This window comes from Corynebacterium amycolatum, from assembly GCF_016889425.1.
Lineage (GTDB): Bacteria > Actinomycetota > Actinomycetes > Mycobacteriales > Mycobacteriaceae > Corynebacterium > Corynebacterium amycolatum.
In genome coordinates, this window is the sequence record NZ_CP069513.1 from 1,240,171 (window position 1) to 1,260,342 (window position 20,172).

A 20,172-nucleotide genomic window follows, 5' to 3' on the forward strand; every position below is an offset into this window, starting at 1 on the left:
GGGGGTAGAGATTCTTGAGAAAATTCTTTCGAATACTGTCGTAGCGTGCACTTCTGTGTGGTCGCGCGCTCTGGGGGGGGGGCAATGTCACCTAGCTCCGCAGCCTCGCTATTCCGGCGCCCAATTCCACGCATTCCAGAGTGACTTGAGTGGCTTAAGTGATTAGAGTGTCTATCTATGATCACTTTCGACGGGGTTACCAAGTCCTACTCGACTTCTAGCCGACCAGCTCTCGACGATGTTTCAGTCCACATAGATAAAGGTGAGTTTGTCTTTCTTATTGGACCGTCGGGCTCTGGTAAGTCGACATTCCTGCGCCTTATGGTGCGTGAAGAGAAAGTGGATTCAGGAAAACTGACGGTTGCAGACCAGGATTTGACTAAGATCTCTCGCCGCAACATCCCGAAATTGCGTCAAAAGGTGGGGTACGTCTTCCAGGACTTCCGCCTGCTGCAAAAGAAGACCGTGTACGAAAATGTCGCGTTCGCATTGCAGGTTATTGGCAAGCCGAAGGCGAAAATCGACAAAGCTGTTCCGGAAACGCTTGAAATGGTCGGGCTCTCGGGCAAGGAAAATCGCTACCCGCACGAGTTGTCGGGTGGTGAGCAGCAGCGCGTTGCCATTGCTCGCGCCTTCGTCAACCGCCCGCTCATCTTGCTTGCCGACGAGCCCACCGGCAACCTCGACCCAAGCACTTCCGGTGACATCATGCTCTTGCTTGACCGCATCAATCGCATGGGGACGACCGTTATCGTGTCGACTCACGACAACGATGCCGTCGACTCCATGCGTCGCCGCGTGTTGGAGCTGGAGCTGGGGCGTCTCGTGCGTGACGACGCCACGGGTGTTTACGGCCTGAACAATTAACAGACAGTCCATCGGTAGAAGAACTCATTCGAAAGGTATTACTGACCTATGAAGACTCGCTTTGTCCTCGGTGAGGCTTTCTCCTCCTTGGGCCGAAACATCACGATGACCATCGCGATGATTATTACGACCGCGGTGTCGTTGGCGCTGCTTGCGACCGGCATCCTGGTTACTGAGCAGACCAGCCGCACGAAGGATCTCTATCTCGATCGCGTAGAAGTGCAGATCGAACTGAATGAACAAATCTCCGCCGAGGACCAAACTTGCTCCTCGCCGGAGTGTGCTGAGGTCGTCGGCAAGCTTGAAGAGACTGACGGCGTTGATTCGGTGACCTTCCGAAATCGTCAGCAAAACTTTGACCACTTCGTGGAGATGTTTAAGGATAGCGACCCCGTGCTCGTAGAAAATGCGACGCCGGAGTCGCTGCCTGCTGTCGTGATGGTGCGTCTGAGCGACCCGACCGATGTCAGCCCGCTGGATCCGATTCGGGAGCTGCCACAGGTCGACCACGTTACTGACCAGCATGAAGAGATCGGTACTGCAGCTCAGAACCTGGACTCGGTGCGAAATGCGACCTTCCTGCTGGCGGCGGTGCAGGCCGTTGCCGCTGTGTTCCTGATTGCGAACATGGTCCAGATTGCGGCGTTCTCGCGTCGTAAGGAAGTTGAGATTATGCGCATGGTCGGTGCCAGCCGCTGGTTCACACAGGCGCCGTTCGTCCTCGAGGCGGTGATTGCGTCGCTGATTGGTGGTCTGCTGGCCATCGGTGCGCTGTTCCTGGGTAAGGCGACGGTCATCGATCCGGCGCTGAGTAACCTGTACAAGGCACAGCTTCTGGCGCCGCTGACCAACGGCGATATTGGTGTGGTGGCGCCAATCGTGGTCATTATCGGCATGGTCTTTGCTGGGCTTGTTGCGCAGGTCACGCTGCGTTTTTACTCGCGTGACTAGGGCTCCAATTAGGTTTGCGATTAGACCCCTCGGTTAAACCCGGTGAATAGGGTCAGGGCAGGGTGCCAGGTAAGCTGAGGACTATGAATAATGACGACGTCCAGCGCCCACCGAAGCTCGACAAGAAGGCTTATGAGGCCGAGCTCAAAAAGCTCCAGGCAGAGCTCGTCGAAATGCAGCAGTGGGTGGTAGAAACCGGTGCCCGAATTGTCATCGTGATGGAGGGGCGTGACGCTGCCGGCAAGGGGTCGGCTATTAAGCGCATCACGCAGTACCTGAACCCCCGTACCTGTCGCATTGAGGCTCTGCCGGCTCCGACGAGCCGTGAGCAGGGGCAGTGGTACTTCCAGCGTTATGTCGAAAAGTTGCCGACTGCTGGTGAGATCGTGATTTTCGACCGCTCCTGGTACAACCGCGCCGGCGTTGAGCGCGTCATGGGCTTCTGTACCTCGCAGGAGTACCGTCGCTTCCTGCACCAGGCTCCAATCTTCGAGCGTCTGCTGGTTGAAGACGGCATTATCCTGCGCAAATACTGGTTCTCCGTGTCGGACGAGGAGCAGGTTGCTCGCTTCAAGTCCCGTCGTGAAGATCCGCTGCGCCGCTGGAAGCTCTCGCCGATGGACCTGGAGTCCATCACTCGCTGGGAGGACTACTCCCGCGCTAAGGATGAGATGTTCATCCACACCGATATCCCGTCCGCACCGTGGTTCACGGTTGAGTCCGAGGACAAGAAGCGCTCGCGTATCAATGTCATCAACCACCTGCTGACCACCATTCCGTACGAGCACATTCAGCGGGATGTTCCGGAAATTCCGGAGCGTCCGGAGTCTGAGGGGAGCTACGAGCGTCCGCCGCGTACTGAATTCCGCTATGTGCCGGACGTTGCCGCGAAGCTCGAAGCTGACCGTGTGAAGGGTGCAGGCAAGTCCGATAAGAAGGGCAAGAAGCATAAGAAGCATAAGAAGGACAAGAAGAGCAAGAAGAAGTAGCTTCTTTGTTTAGGCATTTCTCGCCGCCGTCAGTCGTTCCATCAAGCCAGAGCCTTTCCATAGATAGTTATCTGTGTCACACTGGGTGGCATGACTGCTACTGATAACGGTTCTGGCACTGCACGCACCGAGGTCAATGAGCCAAAGGTGCTGCGAGAAGTCCACGGGCAATCAGGCCACCTTCGGCTGAACAGGCCGAAGGCGCTTAATTCGCTCGATTTGGATATGGTCACCGAGGTCGTCGAGGGGCTCCGCGCATGGCGTGACGACGACTCGGTGGATCACATTGTTGTTTCATCCGGTCACCCCAAGGCGTTTTGTGCCGGTGGTGACGTGCGCGCAGTTCGGCAGGCTGTGCTCGATGGTGTTCCGGAGCAGGGGGAGAAGTTCTTCCGGGACGAGTACCAGATGAACGCGATGATTGCGGAATTTGCGCAGTCCAAACCATATATCGCGATTATTGATGGCATCGCTATGGGCGGTGGCCTGGGAGTTTCCATGCACGGCTCCCACCGAATCGTGACTGAGCGAGCCAGCGCCTCCATGCCAGAAATGGCAATCGGCTTTGTGCCTGACGTGGGTATTACCTATTTTTCGCAGCATGTGAACACTCAGTTGGGAGGGCCTTCGCCGGCGATTGCTCGGTTTGCAGGACTGACCGGTTACCGCCTAACTGCGGCGGACATGCTGTGGGCTGGATGGGCAACGCATGCGGTGCCATCCGCGCAACTGGACGAGTTCGTCGCGGCACTGGACCGAGATGGAATTGATTCGGCGCTTGCGGAGTATGCGCTCGATGTGGACTCGGCTGAGGCTCGTGAACTGCTCGGTGAGGCGCAGCTGGCCGAGTGGAGCGATTGCATCGAGGCCTGCTTCGGCGCTGATAGCTGGTTGGAGATTGAGCGTGCTCTCAACGAAGTCGCAGAGGCTGGCTCCTGTGCGTCGTCAACAGTGGAGACCTTCCGCGATCTGCTGGCACCCGCCAACCCGGAGAGTCTCGTGGCGGCAGTGGAGCTCTATGCAGCGAACGCGGGTCCGGAGGTTACGCTGCAGGAGGCTCTGAACCGGGAGATGAAGCTCGGCGCTTACATGCGTCAGCACCCCAATTTTGCCGAAGGCGTGCGGGCGGTTTTGGTGGACAAGGACCGCGACGCCACCTTCAAGCCCGCCTCCGTTCAGGAGGTCGATGTCGAGGGGATTCGTCAGCACCTGAGCTAAATAAGATTGCGCTCAATAGGGCTAAATAGGCCAGTGCTAGACAAAGCTGTGGCGGCCAGTCGTCGGCGCGAAATCATCGGCAATCATGGCCGCCAATTCGAGATAGCTCTGGGTAGTGGCGGGCTGGAGATTGTCCAGCTCGATATTTGCACCATTCGCAATGTGCGGGTCATAGGGGATGACCTGCACTGCGCGGCAGCGCTGGGCAAATAGTTCGTGCACGGTCTCTGTGGACAGCCCCTGTTTATTTAGCTCGTTGACCACCACGACAGTGGTAGAAACCAGCCGTTCGAAGCCGTGCGCTGAAAGCCAATCCAACGTCGTCCAGGCGCTTTTCACGCCGTCCAGTGCGGGCGTGGTGACCAGCACCAGGCAATTGGCCGCAGAAAGAATCGAAGCGGCGATGGGCTGCGTCAGGCCAGTACCGCAATCAGTCAGGCTCACATTGTAATGACGCCGAAGGATGTCGAGGGCTGCGCAGTATTCACCGTCGGAAAGCGAGATCGTCGATGTTGGGTTTTGGTCGCTGCCGACAACCTCCAGACGCGATGGAGTGTGAGATGTGTACGCGCGGACCTGCGCATATTTGTCCGTATCCGGGGCTCGGAGCAGATCGCGAATTGATGCGGGATTGGCCGCGGTGACGCGTGCACCGAGGGTGCCAAAGTCCGGATTCGCGTCGATTGCGACGATTCGGTCACTGCGCAGGCTTGCAAGCGTGGCGCCCAGGCACATGGTTGTTGACGTTTTGCCGACGCCACCTTTCACGCTGACAACAGCGATGTTGTAGTCACCGTAGATAGGCTGTCGCGCCCGCTCTATCAGCTCGCGTTGCTTGCGTGCCGACGATGATTCCCGCGGCGAAATTGCGCCCCAGGTAGCCTTATGAACCCAGCTGCGCCAGCCCGACTGTGGTGCCTGCCGCGAGTTCAGGCTAGCCGCCAAGTCTGAGACGGAAACTGCGTGAGTGACTGCGTGTTTGGTGGAAGTCATAGACTTCGTCCCCTCCCCAAAATTCCCCAAAGTTTATCCCCGCCGTTGTTTTTACCATGCGGCCAGGACCACGGCGAGCCCAAAGACAGCATCGAGAATTCCGACCTGTTTGGGTGTCCACGGCTTAGCGCGGCGAGCACCGGAGATTGGCATGGCAAAAGACCTGATGAGAAGCCCAATGGCGACAATGGGCACACCGATGCTGATGAGATTCCGGTCGCGGAGCAGGATCCACCCGATGATGGCCGCAGCGGTAATGAGGGCGTGGTAGGTGACCGAGCCAATGAGCCACTGTCGGCTGCCGCGTTTGCGAATCATTGTTTTCACATAGGGCACGGTGCCGACGAAATATCCAGCGTAGATAGCCGCAATTGCCCAGGCTTTCGGGGTTGGCCCGGCGATAATGGGCACCATGAGGCTGGCGGCTAGAACAGTGGAGATACCAGAGAGAAGTGAGCGCGGTCGGCGGCGGTAGGTTTCCCAAATAGCGATAGCGGCAAGAGGGGCGATGAGGGCGACCCAGGTGAGAAGGGAAACGTCGGCAAGCAGAGTGATGCAGCCAGCGACGGCGGTGAGCGCGGTGTATGTGGCGGCGGGTGCCAGATGGCGGCGTTGGCGACGAGAGCGGAGCCAGACGCTGACGGCGAAGAACGCGAAGTAGCCGAGCAGCCAGGTCGCGGTGACCGAGAGTCCTGTCCATGTGGGGTTGAGCGCGAGTGCAGTCAGCGGGGGAATGGTGACCATGAACCAAGCGCCGTGCTGGTCCGGAACCCAGCCAGCGGAGCGCTTGTGGTGGGAGCGGCGGGCGGGGCGGGAAGGACGTGGCTGGCGGGGCTTTTGGCTCATACTGCGCATTATAGATTCGTAATTATGTCGGGACTGTATTAGATCCTCATTGAATAAAATGCACATGCGCACAAGGCGACAGTGCTAACGTTGAAATCGCATTCTCAGGGCGAGGTGAAATTCCTCACCGGTGGTGAAGCTGCGGCTGACGCAGACAAGTCCACGAGCGCCCTACCTGTGGCCAGAAGGGTCATCAGGTAGGGGACAAGCAGATTTCGGTTGGAATCCGAAACCGACGGTCATAGTCCGGATGAAAGAGAAGGAGTTGAATAATTCGTGGAATACGCGTCGGATTTTTTGGTGGGTTTCCTCACTGCACAGCTCAGTGTGGCGGGAGCACCAATCTTAATTCGAGAAATTGTTGGTAACCTCTTTGGCCTCGCGTGTGCCTTCCTAGGTATGAAACGCAAGGTATGGGCTTGGCCGGTCGGCATTATCGGAAATGCCTTGCTGTTTACCGTCTTCCTCGGCGGAGTTTTCCACACGCCGCAAAATCTTGATCTCTATGGCCAGGCTGGGCGTCAGGTCATGTTTATCGTCGTCAGTCTCTACGGGTGGTTCAGCTGGGTCAAGAGCCGCAATCAGAGCGGTGATGAGGTCGCAATTGAGCCGCGGTGGGCGACGGTAACGGAACGCATTGGGATGATTGCCGTGGCTATCTTCGCAACAGTGATCTGTGCCAATGTCTTTGAGATGCTGGGCTCGTGGGGGCCATGGGCCGATGCCTGGATTTTCGTCGGTTCGATGCTAGCGACCTGGGGCATGGCCCGCGGCTGGAACGAATTCTGGCTGATCTGGATTGCCGTTGACGCCGTGGGAGTGCCGTTGCTGCTCAAGGGTGGCTACTACCCGTCAGCAGCGCTGTACCTCTTCTACGGATGCTTCGTTATTTGGGGCTTTGTCTCCTGGGTTCGACTCGAGCACCAGCACGACAATAACCAGCAGAAGAGCTCCGAGACCGACCAAGTACCGGCTTTGGCAGCAGCCGAGCGGTAGGATAGTCCAGGTGAGCTTCCGACCAGATAACTCCCGTACCAACCGCGCCCATCAAGCCGAAGAGCGTGCTCGCAGTCTCGTGCAGGACGTCCTCGACCGCGAGGAGCGGGTACGCAACAATCTGGCCAGCGCTGATGTCGACCCGTGGACGATGCGTTTCGTCGTCGATGAGTCGATTTCTGAGGGCGCAATCATCACCTGGCGCAATGAGGCCACTCGTGCCCGCCGCATCATGCGCCGCTACGACATTCAACGGGGCTACCGCGAGAAGTTGCGCGAAGTTGAAAAGCGCATCGATGCCATGTTGCACCTCGCGGAGTCGCTGGAGGAATCGTGGGACGCCGCGGCACACGCTTCAAAGAGGCTTTCCGACGCGGAGGCCCGCGATGTCGCCGCCTTTGAGCGTGAGCGCGAGCGGCAAAATGACGCGGCAGAGACTAAGCGTCAGCGTGAGGAGAAGGTCCGCAAGTTCCGTCGGAAAGCGGAAAACATTGCTACCGACGCGTGGGACGCGGGCCGTGACGCGCTGGAGAAGCTGCCGCCACTGTCGTCTTCGTTGAAGGACATTGCGGCCAAGTTCCGTTCGCGGGGCTCGGAGGAGGAACCGCGCGAGGTACGCCGGGCAACCGCCCGCGACCTACGCAAGGAGCCTCCGCTGCCGGAGGACTAGTATTCCTCGGACTTAGCTGCCTGAACCACTTCGGCGAGCTTGGAAATCTCTTCGTGAGAAGGCCTAATATCTGGATGCGTACGGCAGTAGTCCAACAGCAAGTAACCGGCCGTGCGAATGCGACGATGCCCATCCCAGTGCGGAGCGGCGATTTTGGGGTCGTTGGTGGCCAGAGACGAGATGGCCTGGCGCTCGCTGAGCAGCTCGTACTGGAGATCGCGACGAATATCGAGTGCCTGATTCGGAGTGCCGGTTAGCAGCGCGCCGAGAAGAGCACCCATCTGTCGATAGCAGCGCGGAATATGACGCAGGTAGTGCTTCTCAATGCTCTCGGTCGGCCAGAAGTGCAGGACAGCGAGAGCCAGCGCGCAGGCGATACCGACTTCCAAAACACGATCGGTCACAATCGGTGCGAGCTCGCCAGCGACATTTCCGCCCAGCAGCAGCGCCAGCGGAGTGGTGACGATCGTCGTCAGCGCATAGTTCTTCACCACGAGAATCTCCGCGCCGAATTGGCAGGCTGCAAGCGCGATAAGTAGCGTCCAGCTGTCCAGGCCAAAGGAAAAGAGCAGCGCATAGAGGAAAATGCCGATAATCGAGCCCACCATGCGGTGAATTCCTCGAATCGAACCGGCGGTGCGGTCGGGGCCCCACTGTAGAGTCATCAATGCGCTGACCACCGCCCAGTCAGGCCGGTCAAGACCGACTAGCACGCTGATGAGACCAGCTAAGCCGCCAGTAATAGCCACCTTTGTCGCAGTCATCGACGCGTGAGAATAGCGCTCGAAAGAGCGGAAGACTCGGTAGCTTACGCTTGGCCGAGCGAGTGGAATGGTTGTCTGTGTCTCGTCGATAAGGTTAGGTGTGTCCACGATGTCCACAGCGCTGCCGTGCACGCCCAAGCGGCCGCGGATAGCAATCAGTCGCTGATGAGCAGCGATGACACGGTTGACCAGTTCCGTATGGGAGGGCTTGACGATTTTGCTGCCACGGATGATGCCTGCGTCGGCAAGCGATTCCCATGCGTCGGTGAGTGCAGTTTGCGCCTGGTGATGAACGGCGAACGATGTCGAGTCTGATTTTTCCATCGCCTCGATGGCTGATTCAAGGGATTGGACGGCCGCCATCTCGGGGCCGTGCGGATTCCATAACCGCGGTGCCATGCCGATGACTATCGCCGAAAGCACACCAACGGTAGCCCACATGGCGGTTTCAACCGGGTTGAAGCCAAGGCGGGCGACCATTGTGGTACCGCCTGAGACCATCACAATGAAGAATGAACCTGGTGGTGGCAGGCGCAGTGCGTTTTGGATAAAGGCGCCGGCGGTAGCCAGCGTCGTGGTAAAAAGTGCGATGAGCAGCAGCCATAGATTACTGTCGCCGGAAGCGATCTCACTGTGGACCACTGATCCAACAAAACTGCCGGACATAACGCCGGCGACCAGGCACAGTCCGGCGATGGCCATCACGCGCAGGCGACTGCGGTAGGGGTGGCCTTCGCCATAGATGACCACGCAACCACCAGCGGCGATAAGGAGCATCTCCGAGCCATGGCCGGTGAGAAGTGCCACGGCACCCGGCAGGAATAGCGCGAGTGCTGCGCGGAGGGCACCGGGCCATCTCTGCGCACGGGAGTGGAAGGCAGTAAAAAGCTGCCATGCACTTGGTTGCGGAGGAAGCTCAACCGTTTGGCTCAATGTTGGTGAAATCTCCTTATCTCTATTGGGTTGTTATTGGCGCTGCCGCTGTGTGCAACCGAGAACTTTAGTCAGCGACCAGCGTCTCGAGCGTGAACTCCGGGTGCTCCTTCTCAATGAATGACAGCTTCCACTTGTCGCCGAAGAGGGCGATGAGGGCGCCGTCGGAACGCGTGAAGATCTCCACGCCGCGTTGCTTTGCAAGCTCCGGCGCGGTCTCTTCGTCCGTGCGGCGGGCGACGGAGTAGGGGATGGGATCTGCGATGGTCTCGACGTTGTACTCGTTTTCCATGCGCGCCATCATCACCTCGAACTGCATCGGTCCGACCGCGGCCATGACCGGGGCGGCATCGCCGCGGGCATCGTTGCGCAGAATCTGCACCACGCCCTCGGCATCGAGCTGGTCGACAGCCTTGCGGAACTGCTTGTACTTGCCCAGGCTCTTGGCGCGCAGGGTGCGGAAGTGCTCCGGCGCGAATTGAGGCATTGGCTTGAATTGAACCTTGCGGCCCTCGTAAATGGTGTCACCCGGCGCCAGCGAACCCGCATTGACCAGGCCGACAATGTCGCCCGGGTAGGCCGTCTCCACGGTCGAACGCGTCCGACCGAACACTGTCAGGGCGTACTTTGTAGAAAAACTGCGTCCCGACTGCGCATGCGTGACCTGCATGCCGCGGTCAAACTCACCAGAGACAACGCGCATGAACGCCAGCTTGTCGCGGTGGTGCGTATCCATACCCGCCTGCACCTTGAACACGACGCCCGAAAAATCATCCGTCGGTTCGCGCTTTTCGACGATAGCTCCCTGGCCGCCAGCCGCAGCAGCGGCAACGGCAGCCGGGTCGGACTCGCGGGCGCCAGGTGCCGGAGCCAGTTCGCAGAGAGTGTCCAGGATCTGGTGGACACCCCAATTCAGCATGGCCGAGGCGAAAATCACCGGAGAGGTGTCACCAGCGAGGTACATCTCCTGGTCGTGGTCAGCGCTATCGGCGGAGAGCAGTTCGGACTCCTCGGCTGCCGTCTCCCAGGCATCGCCCTGTTCTGCGGCGGCCTCATCTGGGGTGAGGTGCCGCTCGGCGGCAATGGTGGCACCACCGGCAGTGCGCTCGAAGCCGATGAACTGTTTGGCCTCACCGTCCTCGCCACGCTCCAGTAGACCGCGGAAGTCACCCGCCTCGCCGACTGGCCAGTACAGCGGTGTCGGCTGCAGGCCAATCTCCGCAACAATCTCATCCATCAATTCCAGGGGAGCCTTACCCGGGCGGTCCCACTTGTTGATGACCGTGACGATGGGAATTCCGTTGGACTTACAAACCCGGAACAGCTTCAACGTCTGAGGCTCGAGACCCTTGGCGCCGTCGACAAGCATGACAGCGGCGTCGACAGCCGTGAGCACACGGTAGGTGTCTTCGGAGAAGTCGGCGTGACCAGGTGTATCGACGAGATTGATCATGTATGGTTCGCCGTCGTGCCCCTCTGGTTGGTACTCGAACTGCAGCGCGGAAGAGGCAATCGAGATGCCGCGATCTTTCTCCATGTCCATCCAGTCGGACACAGTCGACTTGCGGCCGGCCTTGCCGTGGACAGCACCGGCTTCGTTAATGACATGAGCATGCAGTGCCAGCGCCTCGGTGAGCGTGGACTTACCGGCATCCGGGTGTGCGATGACGGCAAATGTGCGGCGGCGTGCTGCTTCTTCGGCGAGAGTTGTCACAGGGAGACTACGCTTTCCTTAAAAAGAAAATCGGAATAAGGGAATCGGGTTCAACCTTTCTAACTTACCGCTCCAGTGGGGTAAGGGGTCAATTACGTTGGGGCGACGTTAGAGGTTGAACAGTTCGCGCAGCGTCGTGATGACGCCTTCCTCCGCGTTCGACGGTGCGATGTCGGTGGCGCGGCGTTTGATTTCCGGGTGACCGTTGGACATGGCAAACGAACGGCTTGCGTGGTCGATGAGCTCGAGGTCATTCAGGTAGTCAACAAAGCAGACAGTTTCGGCAGGAGAGACACCGAGGGCCTCCTGCAGGGCGGCGAGTGCCGTGCCCTTGTTGGTGTTGGCGTCGATGAGGTCGACCCAATGTGCACCGGAGACTACCGCGCGCAGGTGCGGGCTCTGGGAACGCAAGTAATCGGCGGATTCGTCTTCGACGGAGTAAGGATCAAAGGCGGCAATTTTGACGATGCCGTCCTCGGCGGCGGCGACGATGACATCATCGACCTTCTGCAGCTTCAAGTAGTACTTGGCGGCCTCGTTGAATTGCAGCTGCTGAACTTCCTCCGAAATATTGAAATGCGGCGGGAAAAACTCCACGTATGCGCTGGCAGCGCCGCAGATGATAACCGATAGAGGAGTGCGCCCCGCTGCCACTCGGTTGTCGTTGAACTGGCGGATCGCGTGTACCAACTGGGTGACGATGTCGTGGTCGATACTGGTAACCGAGACCACCTCGCCCGCATCCGCGACATAGTTGCCGTTTTCCGCAATGATTGGGATGCGGTGTGCAATGGGGGCGAACTGGTCGGCCAGAGTGGCGTACTGGCGGCCCGATGCGGGAGCGAAGTGGACACCGCAGTCGAGCAGTTCGGTGACTACCGGCCAAAAGGAATCCGGGATTTCCTTGTCTTCATTTAATAGAGTCCCGTCCATATCCGTGACTACAAGGCGGTATGGCGGCTGGGCAGGAGATTGCTGCTGGATATCCAGGGGTTCCGTCATGGCTTTAATTCTAACGGGTAAGTAGGGTTCACTTTTCTTCCTCAGGTCGCCTCCCAATGCCTCCCCCGATTGGGTGAAAGCTGGGCCACAATACGGGGTACCCAGTTGAGGGCGATAGCCGGTGAACGGCGTGTGCGGGGTATTTTGAGGGGGAACTCATATTCATTTAAGCCAGGAGGATTTATGTCGGATTCGGCCCCCATCAAGCGCAATGACTGGAATGAGCGCATCAGCCTTGCAGAGCAGATGATCCCCCTCCTGGGACAGCTGCGGCGCAACAACGATGTCGTGACTTCAATCTTCGGCCGCCGACTGGAAAACGTCACCGAGACCGGCATCATTAAGTCGCACCGCTACGCCCGTCGCATTACCTCGCAGGAGCTGCCTCTGAGCCAGACTCTGCCGATTCTGCAGGAACTGGTGAAGATGGATCTCGGCACCGCCTCCATCGACCTGGGTGCCCTGGCTACCAGCTTCGAAGAGGAAGGCGGCGACCTGCGCGCATTCCTCGAGCGGGAGCTTGCCGAGGTTATCGGTGCCGGGACTCACACCCCGAAGACCGACATTGTCCTCTACGGTTTCGGACGCATCGGTCGTCTGCTGGCCCGCATTCTGCTTGCTCGTGAGGCACTGTTCAACGGTCCGCGCCTGCGCGCGATTGTGGTTCGCCAGAATGGTGAGGACGACATCGTCAAGCGTGCTTCGCTGCTGCGCCGTGACTCCGTCCACGGTGCATTCGACGGCACCATCTCGGTTGACCGCGAAAACAACATTATTTGGGCAAACGGCACCCCGATCCAGGTCATTTACTCCAACGACCCGGCAACTGTTGACTACACCGCCTACGACATTAACGATGCGATTGTCATTGACAACACCGGTCGTTGGCGTGACCGTGAGGGACTGTCGCAGCACCTTCAGTCCAAGGGGGTTTCCAAGGTTCTGCTCACCGCGCCGGGCAAGGGCGATGTAAAGAACATCGTCTACGGAATTAACCACAGCATCATCGAGGACTCTGACAACATTTTGTCGGCAGCCTCCTGTACTACCAACGGCATCACCCCGGTGCTGAAGGTCGTCAATGACAAGTGGGGCGTCGAGTTCGGTCACGTCGAGACCGTCCACTCCTTCACCAATGACCAGAACCTGATTGACAACTTCCACAAGGGTTCCCGCCGTGGTCGCGCAGCCACCCTGAACATGGTTCTCACTGAGACTGGTGCCGCAAAGGCCGTCGCCAAGGCTCTGCCGGAGTTTGAGGGCAAGCTGACCGGTAACGCGATCCGCGTTCCCACCCCGGACGTTTCCATGGCGGTGCTGAACCTGACTCTGGACACTGAGGTCGACCGCGACGAGGTTAACAACTACCTGCGCGAAGTTTCCCTGAAGTCCGTCCTGCGCCAGCAGATTGACTACATCCACTCACCAGAAGTGGTCTCCACCGACTTCGTTGGTTCCACCCACGCTGGCATCGTCGATGGTCTGGCTACCATCGCCAACGGTAAGCACCTAGTGCTCTACGTCTGGTACGACAACGAGTTCGGTTACTCCAACCAGGTCGTTCGCATCGCTGAGGAGATTGCCGGTGCTCGCCCGCGCGTCTACCCGAAGCGCAAGCACATCGACGAGCTGTAAGTCGGCGGTCCTGGGCTTGAGCTGTTGAGCCCTCGAACGCCCTCTTCCCCCTCCTAAACCATGGGGTTTGAGGCGATGGGGAGGGCAGGGGAGGGGACGGAGCTTTCGGTGCGGGAGGCCGCTATCGCCTACCGCTGGTGGACGTGGTTCTGCGCGGCTTCGGCGCGGATGCATGGGCCGAGTCAACAGGGCATAGATGACGTTGCAGCGGCTCCGGACAAGCCACATCACCGCGGCATTGTGCTTCTGTCCTTCAGCCCGTTTACGCAGGTAGTAGTCGCACGATGCGGGATGGCAGTTCGACGCGATCCACGCCGATCGAAACATCGCGTTTTTTCAACTGCTTATTGCCGACCCTGGTAGGAAACTAGCCGCGAACCGACGTACCCGACTGCCGGGTGGTCGGCGCAATGCCGACGTAAGCGGCCAAGTGCGCGGCGCCGGCGAAGTCCTGGCAATCGCCGATGGACCACAAGATGTTAGAAGCGGTCTTGATACCTACGCCGGGCATCGACATCAAGACCTGGGCAAGAGGAAAACGATTCGCACATCTCCTCGACTTGCCCGGCGATCGTGTCGCGCTGTGCTTGAAGCGCTTTGATGTTCGCCGCCAGCTGGGAATGACCAATTCTGCTGCTGCAGTGCCGGATACCGTGACAGTTTGCTCGGCAAGGGCGGCGAAAATTGCGTCAACCAGGGCAGCAGGGTCCTTCTTGGCGCGGTTGCGCATCCACTTCAGGACCCGGCCTCGACCTGCGGCGGTCAGTTTTGTCGGACCTTCGTAGTGGATGAGCGAGTCCAGCACCAGCGTGCGCGAGAGAATCTCGCCTGCAAAGACGCGCTCGAGTGCGGGGTGAATCTGTGTGAGCACGCTGCGAAGGCGGTTTTTCGTTCGGGTGGCGTCTTTGGCGATGTCGTCGTGGAATCCGGCGAGCATCTTCAGCGCTGCTAGTGTCTCGTCGTCGCGGTCGACTGCCCGCAGTGTGTGCGGCATGGTGCGGGCGGTGTCGGCGATGATGAATGCATCCCGGCGGACGGTTTTTGATCGTCCAGGGTAGAGATCGGCTGCTTTTCGTATGGCTAGGTCGGGGAGGTCTCCGACCGTGCAACCGCAGTCGCGGGCCACGGCGATGGGCAGGGTGCCGATCGTGTTGGGTTGATCGACAACCATGACAACGCTGCCGTGGGCCTGCATGGACGCGAAGATTTCGCGCCGTGCGGCGTCGTCTTGGGGCAGTGGTTTGTCGTAAATTCTCTCGCCGGTGTTGGTCAGCGCGCAGGCATGGTGGCCGGTTTAGCCGACGTCGAGGCCGATGATGATGTCGGGTGTTGTGGACGGTTCCATGGTGGTGTCCTTCTGTTGCGGCTGGTCGCCGGTGTCTTGGACATCCGTTGCAGGCACCCACGTTACGACGAGACCTCTGTTTGGTCCGTGTCCCTATTAGCTGTCAGCGGTTGTCCCCGGTGCCCGGTGGCAACACCCCCGGATTATGGAAATATCCACGCAGATAAGCCATGCCGGGCCTGGTGGCCGCGCCCCGTGAGGGGGGCACCATCACGGTAACGGGGGGGGAGCGGGGGTAAGGTAAGTAAATTGAGCCTGGCGTAATGCGATAAGCATTGCCTAACCTAAGACTGTTTCAGGTGGTGTTCCCGATCGGGAACCGGCAACGGAAGCGAGGCGGCGACGATGAACGGAAAACGTGGATCGACCGGAGAGCCCCTCTCCGGAGGGGGAGCCGGGGACGCGGTGGCGTCGCAGACGGATGACGGGCGGTTGGTGCACGTCGCACCGGTCGCAGCGGGTGGCCGACCATCCACCCGCGACATGCTCGTCGCCGCCGCAATCGGCGTCGCGGGGTCTCTCATCATCGTGCCCCTGACCTACCTGCAGGTGTTCGCCGGCATCGCCCACGTTTATCTCGTCGCGGCGACGCTCGGGTTGTGGTTCCTGCAGTGCGTTGTTCCCCTCATCGTCGTCCGCAAGCTTGGCGCGAGCCTCATCGCGTGCCTTGCCATGGGCGTCGTGTCCGCGGCGACCACCCCGTTCGGCATCGCCGCAATCGGGGCGCTGATTATGGAAGGATTGCTCATCGAGCTTCCGTTCATGGTCACCCTGTACCGGCGGTGGACGCGTCCCCAGTTCGTGGCGTCGGCGATGTTGTTCTCCGCGCTGATGGGACCGATGGCCCCGCGCGCAGTCGGCGTCGACTCGCCGACCACTCCCATGACCCTGATCAGCTTCGCCGTAGCCTTGGCATCGAGCTTGGTGTTTTTGGTCCTGGGCTTTGCCGTCGCAAAGGGGCTTCGCAGCCGCGGGGTCACCCGGTGACCGGCGGAGCACCCGCGTGCGCCGGTGCGACACGCGGGACGGCCCCGGCCCGGTTACGGGTTAGGGGCGCGGGCGTGCGGCACGCCGATGGGCGATGGGCACCCGACATGGTGGATCTCTCCTTCGATTTCGGCACGATCAACGCCATCACGGGACCCGTGGGATGCGGAAAGACGAGCCTGGCCCACCTCATCGCTGGACTGATTCCCTCGCACATCCCCATCGACCATGCCGGATTCGTGCACATCGTCGATGCCGACGGCACCGAACGCCCCGTGGACGGGGACCTGGTCACCTTCGTCGGGCAAGACCCGGCGACGCAGGTGCTCACGCTCCGAGTCGTCGATGACGTGGCCATGGCCCTCGAGTTTTCCCTCGTGGAAGCCGGTATCGTCGCCAAGCGATCAGCCGAGGCTCTATCGGAGCTCGGCCTGTCAGAGCTCGCGGAGAAGGATCCGTGGGCTTTGTCGGGCGGGCAACGCCAGCGGATGGCCATCGCCGGTGCGGTGGCCAGGGCGCCGGAGGTCATGATCTTCGACGAGCCCGCGGCCCACGTCGACGAGGACGGTCGCCGGTCGCTGTTCGCCGCCATCCGTGATTTGCGGGCCCCGGGGCGCGTCATCCTGCTCATCGAGCACGACCTCCGCCCGTTCGACGGGTGGGTCGACACGGTGACGATCCTCGATGCGGACGGGAGCGTCGCCGCCCACGGAGCGCCGGATGGCATCGCGGTGAAGGGCATTGCGACGACGGCCGCGACCGCCGGAACGCCGGACGCCAGTACGCCGGGCACGGGGGTGCCGGACCGTCCCAATCCGGAATCGGAGGCGGATGCCGTTCCACTGCTGGCCTTGACCGGAACCCACGTGACCCGAGGCGGGGAGAGGATCCTGAACGGGGCCGATCTGACACTGGAACGGGGCGAGATTCATGCCCTAGTCGGTGCCAACGGAGCCGGTAAGTCCACCTTGCTGGCGGTGCTGTCGGGCCAGATGAAGGCGGGAGTGGACCTCCGGATTGACGGCGCGTCTGCCCGGCGCGTCCCCGACGCCTTCGCGTCGTTGGCGTTCCAGAACCCCGAGCACCAGTTCACCCGCGCGACCGTCGCCGCGGAAATCGACTCCGCGCTGGCCGGCACGGACCCGCACGGGCCACTCGGCGCCGATGAGCTGCGGAAACTGCGGGAAGCCCTGTGCCCCCGGGCACTTGACCCCGTCTCGCCGTTCGTCCTGTCGGGCGGACAGAAAAGACGGTTGGGCATCTTCCTGGCGGTGGCGGCCAATCGCCGTTTGCTGCTTCTCGACGAACCGTTGGCGCACCTGGATTCGCCGAGCTCGCGCATCGTACTGGATGCCCTAGCGGAATACGCCGGGGCCGGCGGAACCGTTGTGTTCACGTGCCACGACCGCCGTGCCGCGCGAACGTGGGCGGATCGGGCGAGCATCGTCACCGAAGGGAAGGTCGCCTGGTCCGGTCCCGCGGCCGACGTGCCGGCTGCCCCGGAGTCGTCCCGGCGGGATCGCGCACTGCCCGCGGCCGGCGTACGGACGTCCGGGGACGAAAGCCCCTGGACCGGTGAATCCGCCGCTCGGAGGCGCGCGGGGTTGAACACCATCACGATTGTCGCGGCGGTGATGCTCGTCCTCGTCGCCGGGCTGCTCTCCGGCGAAGATGCCGTTCTCGCGCTGACGGGGGTCGCGTTCCTCGCACTCGCTGCGATCGCGGAACGCGACGTTCGGGCGACGGCGGGGAAGGTCCTCCTCGTCCTGTTGATCGGGGTGTTCTTCGGCCTGCTTGGGTGGCGCTCCGAGTTCTACGGCGGTGGGGATCCGGCGGAGGCCGTCCGCCACGGCATCCATCACGGACTGCTGCTGACGGCCGTGTTCGCGGGGACGGTCCTGGTCTCCGCGTGCATGCGCGTCGAGGAGCTTTTCGACGCCATGGTGCAACGCCTCCGGGTGCCCTACACATGGTGCACCATAGCGATTTCCGGGGTGAGCATCGCGGCGTTCCTGCGCAGCGAAATCCCCCATCTGACATGGGCGATTAGATTGCGCTCGATGCGACCGGGGCAGTCTTTCCGCTCCGGCTTCATTCGCGCGACGACGCCCGCGTGCATCGCCTTTCCCTTGTTCGTCAGCGCCGTGCGCTGCGCCGAAAAGCTGTCCCTGACCCTGGCGATGCGCAACTTCGGCCGCCATCCGCGGCGCACCTTCCGCACCGATCACCCCTGGCGAGTGCGTGACGGGTTCGTGGCCGCAGCGTCCGCCGCGGCCTTCGTCGTCGCCCTGGTGTCCGCAGTGACTTGACGGGCACCCGGAACCGGCGGGTCCCGGGCCCGCGAGCGTTTCCGAGCTTGTGCGGAGACGCGCCCCACCCAGTTGCTTCACCCTTTCAACCCTTCAGACACATCCTCCGGGTCACGCCATGCGGGCCCGGTCCGCCCGGCACCAGCATGGCGCCGACAACCGAAAGAGGTACCAATGAACACGATCCGGACCATCAGCGACGTGCTTCGGGACAAGGCCGATGAGACGAAAAAGGGGATCACCTTCGTCGAGAATCGGCGGGACGTCTTCGTCCCGTATGGCCGGGTCCATGCGGAGGCGGTGGCGGCTGCGACTCGGTTGGCCGAAGCCGGCATCGGCCCCGGCGATCGCGTGATCTTCCAGGTTTCGGAGAACCGCGGGCTCATCCGGGCGTTCTGGGGCTGCGTCTACGCCGGCGCGGTTCCGGCGCTTGCGCCGCCGGTGTCGGGCCCGGTTGACGTCGACAGGGTGCGGACGCTCTCGGACATGATGCCCGGGGCCCCGATCCTGGTCGACGAACGCAGTCACACGCTGCTCACCGGCGCAAACGGCGCCGTGGTCGTGGGCGAGGACCGGCTGCTCGACGTGTCCATCGTCAATGACGCTGCCGCGGAACCGGGTGCGGCGATGCCGGGTGATGCTGAATCGGACTTCTCTCAGGCGGGGGACGTGGATTCCGGGGATGGCGCCGGGGCGGTCCCCGCGTTCCCGGTGCGAGGTGGGACGGCCGGCGAAGCCCTCATCCAGTTTTCGTCCGGCTCCACGGGATCGCCAAAAGGCGTCATCGTAACCAACGAGTCCGTGCTGAACGGTCTGCGCGCGACGATCCCACGCCACGCGCACCGGTACGAGAACAAGATGCTCACGTGGCTACCTTTGACCCACAACCTTTCGCTGATCGGCTTCCACGTCTACGCCCTTTTTCGTGGGTACGACCAGGTGTTGCTGCCGGTTTCCGAGGTGGTCGCCGATCCCCCGAGGTGGTTCGAGGCCGTGACCAGGCACCGGCCGACGGTGACAGTGTGCCCGAACTTCGCGTTCAAGCATTTCCTGCGCTATCTCGAGCGCCGGCCCCTCGGGGATGACCACGGTTACGACTTCTCCAACGTCCAGAAGCTGATGAGCGGTTCTGAACCCATCGACGCTCCATTGGCCCGGAAGTTCCTCGCGGCGATGTCCGCCATGGGCCTCCGGGAGGATGCCCTGACCTCCGCCTACGGAATGTCCGAAGCTTGCCTCCTGGTTACGACCCGGGACATCTACTCGGGTCTGTCCACGGTGCGACTTGACCGGACGGGCATCGCCACGGGGCAGCGTTTCGAGGACATCGAGAGCGAGTCCGGAGCTGAGTTCGTCGCCTTGGGCAAGGCCGTCCCGGGGATCTCGTTGACCATCCGCGATGACGGGGGCGGGGTCCTCGGCGACGGCACCGTCGGTGAAATCCACATCGCCGGCGCTCCGATGACCCGCGCCGCGATCACAGCAGAGGGGATCGTGGAGCACGAGCTCACCGATGACGGGGCGTTCGCAACGGGGGACATGGGCATTCTCCGCGACGGCGAGTTGTTCGTCCTCGGCCGGAAGAAGGACATCATCTTCGTCAACGGCCGGAATTACTATTCGGCTGATTTGGAAGCCGTGCTGGAGAATGTGCTTGACCGCGATGTTGCCGTTCTCGGCCGGAGCAACCCAGCCACGGGCGAAGAGGAGATCGCCGTGTTCTTGGCCAGGCGGACCCCGACCGATCGTAAGGCCGACGATGCGACCGGTGCCGGGCAATCGGACGGGGATGAACCTCCGATTGATGAACAGGCGGTGACCCGGTCCGCGACGACCGAGCTGATGCGCGTCGCCGGGGTGCCCGTCTCCCGGGTTCTGTGGGTCGACGAGCTGCCCGTCGCGTCGAACGGCAAGAAGCTCCGCCGCAAGCTCGAGGCTCTGCTCTGAGGCGAT

At 61.2% G+C, this 20,172-nt stretch carries 15 protein-coding genes, 1 pseudogene and 1 riboswitch; of the genes and pseudogenes, 10 read left to right on the forward strand and 6 right to left on the reverse strand.

What is annotated here, in order from left to right; genetic code table 11:
• Positions 1–177 precede the first annotated feature (177 nt).
• The 4 genes from ftsE to I6J19_RS05525 all read left to right on the forward strand — a co-directional run bounded on the left by ftsE (position 178) and on the right by I6J19_RS05525 (position 4,025).
• Positions 178–867 (forward strand): cell division ATP-binding protein FtsE, encoded by a 690-nt coding sequence (gene ftsE / locus I6J19_RS05510; protein WP_038626265.1) that lies wholly within the window; start codon positions 178–180, stop codon positions 865–867.
• 48 nt (positions 868–915) lie between these two features.
• Positions 916–1,818: a permease-like cell division protein FtsX gene (ftsX, locus tag I6J19_RS05515; protein ID WP_038626263.1), complete on the forward strand. Its 903-nt coding sequence runs from the start codon at positions 916–918 to the stop codon at positions 1,816–1,818.
• An 83-nt stretch (positions 1,819–1,901) separates the two neighbouring features.
• The gene (gene ppk2, locus I6J19_RS05520) at positions 1,902–2,807 is read left to right on the forward strand and encodes a polyphosphate kinase 2 (RefSeq protein ID WP_038626261.1); all 906 of its coding nucleotides are present in this window, start codon (positions 1,902–1,904) and stop codon (positions 2,805–2,807) included.
• Between the two features lie 90 nt (positions 2,808–2,897).
• Entirely contained in the window at positions 2,898–4,025 is a 1,128-nt protein-coding gene (locus I6J19_RS05525) for an enoyl-CoA hydratase/isomerase family protein (protein WP_038626259.1), read from the forward strand.
• Between the two features lie 36 nt (positions 4,026–4,061).
• On the opposite strand, the gene I6J19_RS05530 is transcribed toward I6J19_RS05525, so the two are convergent.
• Both I6J19_RS05530 and I6J19_RS05535 read right to left on the reverse strand, forming a co-directional pair.
• Positions 4,062–5,018 (reverse strand): MinD/ParA family ATP-binding protein, encoded by a 957-nt coding sequence (locus tag I6J19_RS05530; RefSeq protein ID WP_187402482.1) that lies wholly within the window; start codon positions 5,016–5,018, stop codon positions 4,062–4,064.
• Positions 5,019–5,069: 51 nt separating this feature from the next.
• A complete protein-coding gene (locus tag I6J19_RS05535) occupies positions 5,070–5,864 on the reverse strand; it encodes a YwiC-like family protein (protein WP_070431890.1) in 795 nt (264 codons plus the stop codon).
• Positions 5,865–5,960: 96 nt separating this feature from the next.
• Positions 5,961–6,130, forward strand: a riboswitch (FMN riboswitch).
• A gap of 10 nt (positions 6,131–6,140) precedes the next feature.
• On the opposite strand from I6J19_RS05535, the gene pnuC reads away from it, so the two are divergent.
• Together pnuC and I6J19_RS05545 are read left to right on the forward strand one after the other, a co-directional pair.
• Positions 6,141–6,860, forward strand: coding sequence for a nicotinamide riboside transporter PnuC (gene pnuC / locus I6J19_RS05540; RefSeq protein ID WP_038626253.1), 720 nt, complete (start codon positions 6,141–6,143; stop codon positions 6,858–6,860).
• Between the two features lie 10 nt (positions 6,861–6,870).
• Positions 6,871–7,530, forward strand: coding sequence for a hypothetical protein (locus tag I6J19_RS05545; RefSeq protein ID WP_016423226.1), 660 nt, complete (start codon positions 6,871–6,873; stop codon positions 7,528–7,530).
• On the opposite strand, the gene I6J19_RS05550 is transcribed toward I6J19_RS05545, so the two are convergent.
• From I6J19_RS05550 to I6J19_RS05560, 3 genes are all read right to left on the reverse strand, one after another.
• Positions 7,527–9,227, reverse strand: a complete 1,701-nt coding sequence (locus I6J19_RS05550; protein WP_038626251.1) for an FUSC family protein — start codon at positions 9,225–9,227, stop codon at positions 7,527–7,529. The genes I6J19_RS05545 and I6J19_RS05550 overlap by 4 nt on opposite strands.
• Positions 9,228–9,294: 67 nt before the next feature.
• Positions 9,295–10,941, reverse strand: coding sequence for a peptide chain release factor 3 (locus I6J19_RS05555; RefSeq protein WP_038626248.1), 1,647 nt, complete (start codon positions 10,939–10,941; stop codon positions 9,295–9,297).
• Between the two features lie 108 nt (positions 10,942–11,049).
• Complete coding sequence (locus I6J19_RS05560) at positions 11,050–11,943, reverse strand: Cof-type HAD-IIB family hydrolase (RefSeq protein ID WP_038626246.1); 894 nt, start codon at positions 11,941–11,943, stop codon at positions 11,050–11,052.
• A 183-nt stretch (positions 11,944–12,126) separates the two neighbouring features.
• On the opposite strand from I6J19_RS05560, the gene I6J19_RS05565 reads away from it, so the two are divergent.
• Positions 12,127–13,578, forward strand: a complete 1,452-nt coding sequence (locus I6J19_RS05565) for a glyceraldehyde-3-phosphate dehydrogenase (protein WP_038626244.1) — start codon at positions 12,127–12,129, stop codon at positions 13,576–13,578.
• A gap of 183 nt (positions 13,579–13,761) precedes the next feature.
• Here I6J19_RS05565 and I6J19_RS05570 read toward each other — a convergent pair.
• Positions 13,762–14,866, reverse strand: a pseudogene (locus I6J19_RS05570) (IS110 family RNA-guided transposase); the annotation flags it as partial.
• A 462-nt stretch (positions 14,867–15,328) separates the two neighbouring features.
• Here I6J19_RS05570 and I6J19_RS05575 point away from each other — a divergent pair.
• The 3 genes from I6J19_RS05575 (at position 15,329) to I6J19_RS05585 (ending at position 20,166) form a co-directional block, all read left to right on the forward strand.
• Entirely contained in the window at positions 15,329–15,910 is a 582-nt protein-coding gene (locus tag I6J19_RS05575) for an ECF transporter S component (RefSeq protein ID WP_235191264.1), read from the forward strand.
• Positions 15,911–15,984: 74 nt separating this feature from the next.
• Entirely contained in the window at positions 15,985–18,219 is a 2,235-nt protein-coding gene (locus I6J19_RS05580; protein ID WP_235191263.1) for an ATP-binding cassette domain-containing protein, read from the forward strand.
• A gap of 174 nt (positions 18,220–18,393) precedes the next feature.
• Complete coding sequence (locus I6J19_RS05585) at positions 18,394–20,166, forward strand: AMP-binding protein (RefSeq protein WP_038626238.1); 1,773 nt, start codon at positions 18,394–18,396, stop codon at positions 20,164–20,166.
• The last annotated feature ends 6 nt before the right edge of the window (positions 20,167–20,172 follow it).

Coding starts and splice junctions, on each gene's coding strand:
- ftsE (WP_038626265.1), top strand. CDS start 178: ATGATCACTTTCGACGGGGTTACCAAGTCCTACTCGACTTCTAGCCGA.
- ftsX (WP_038626263.1), top strand. CDS start 916: ATGAAGACTCGCTTTGTCCTCGGTGAGGCTTTCTCCTCCTTGGGCCGA.
- ppk2 (WP_038626261.1), top strand. CDS start 1,902: ATGAATAATGACGACGTCCAGCGCCCACCGAAGCTCGACAAGAAGGCT.
- I6J19_RS05525 (WP_038626259.1), top strand. CDS start 2,898: ATGACTGCTACTGATAACGGTTCTGGCACTGCACGCACCGAGGTCAAT.
- I6J19_RS05530 (WP_187402482.1), bottom strand. CDS start 5,018: ATGACTTCCACCAAACACGCAGTCACTCACGCAGTTTCCGTCTCAGAC.
- I6J19_RS05535 (WP_070431890.1), bottom strand. CDS start 5,864: ATGAGCCAAAAGCCCCGCCAGCCACGTCCTTCCCGCCCCGCCCGCCGC.
- I6J19_RS05560 (WP_038626246.1), bottom strand. CDS start 11,943: ATGACGGAACCCCTGGATATCCAGCAGCAATCTCCTGCCCAGCCGCCA.
- I6J19_RS05565 (WP_038626244.1), top strand. CDS start 12,127: ATGTCGGATTCGGCCCCCATCAAGCGCAATGACTGGAATGAGCGCATC.
- I6J19_RS05585 (WP_038626238.1), top strand. CDS start 18,394: ATGAACACGATCCGGACCATCAGCGACGTGCTTCGGGACAAGGCCGAT.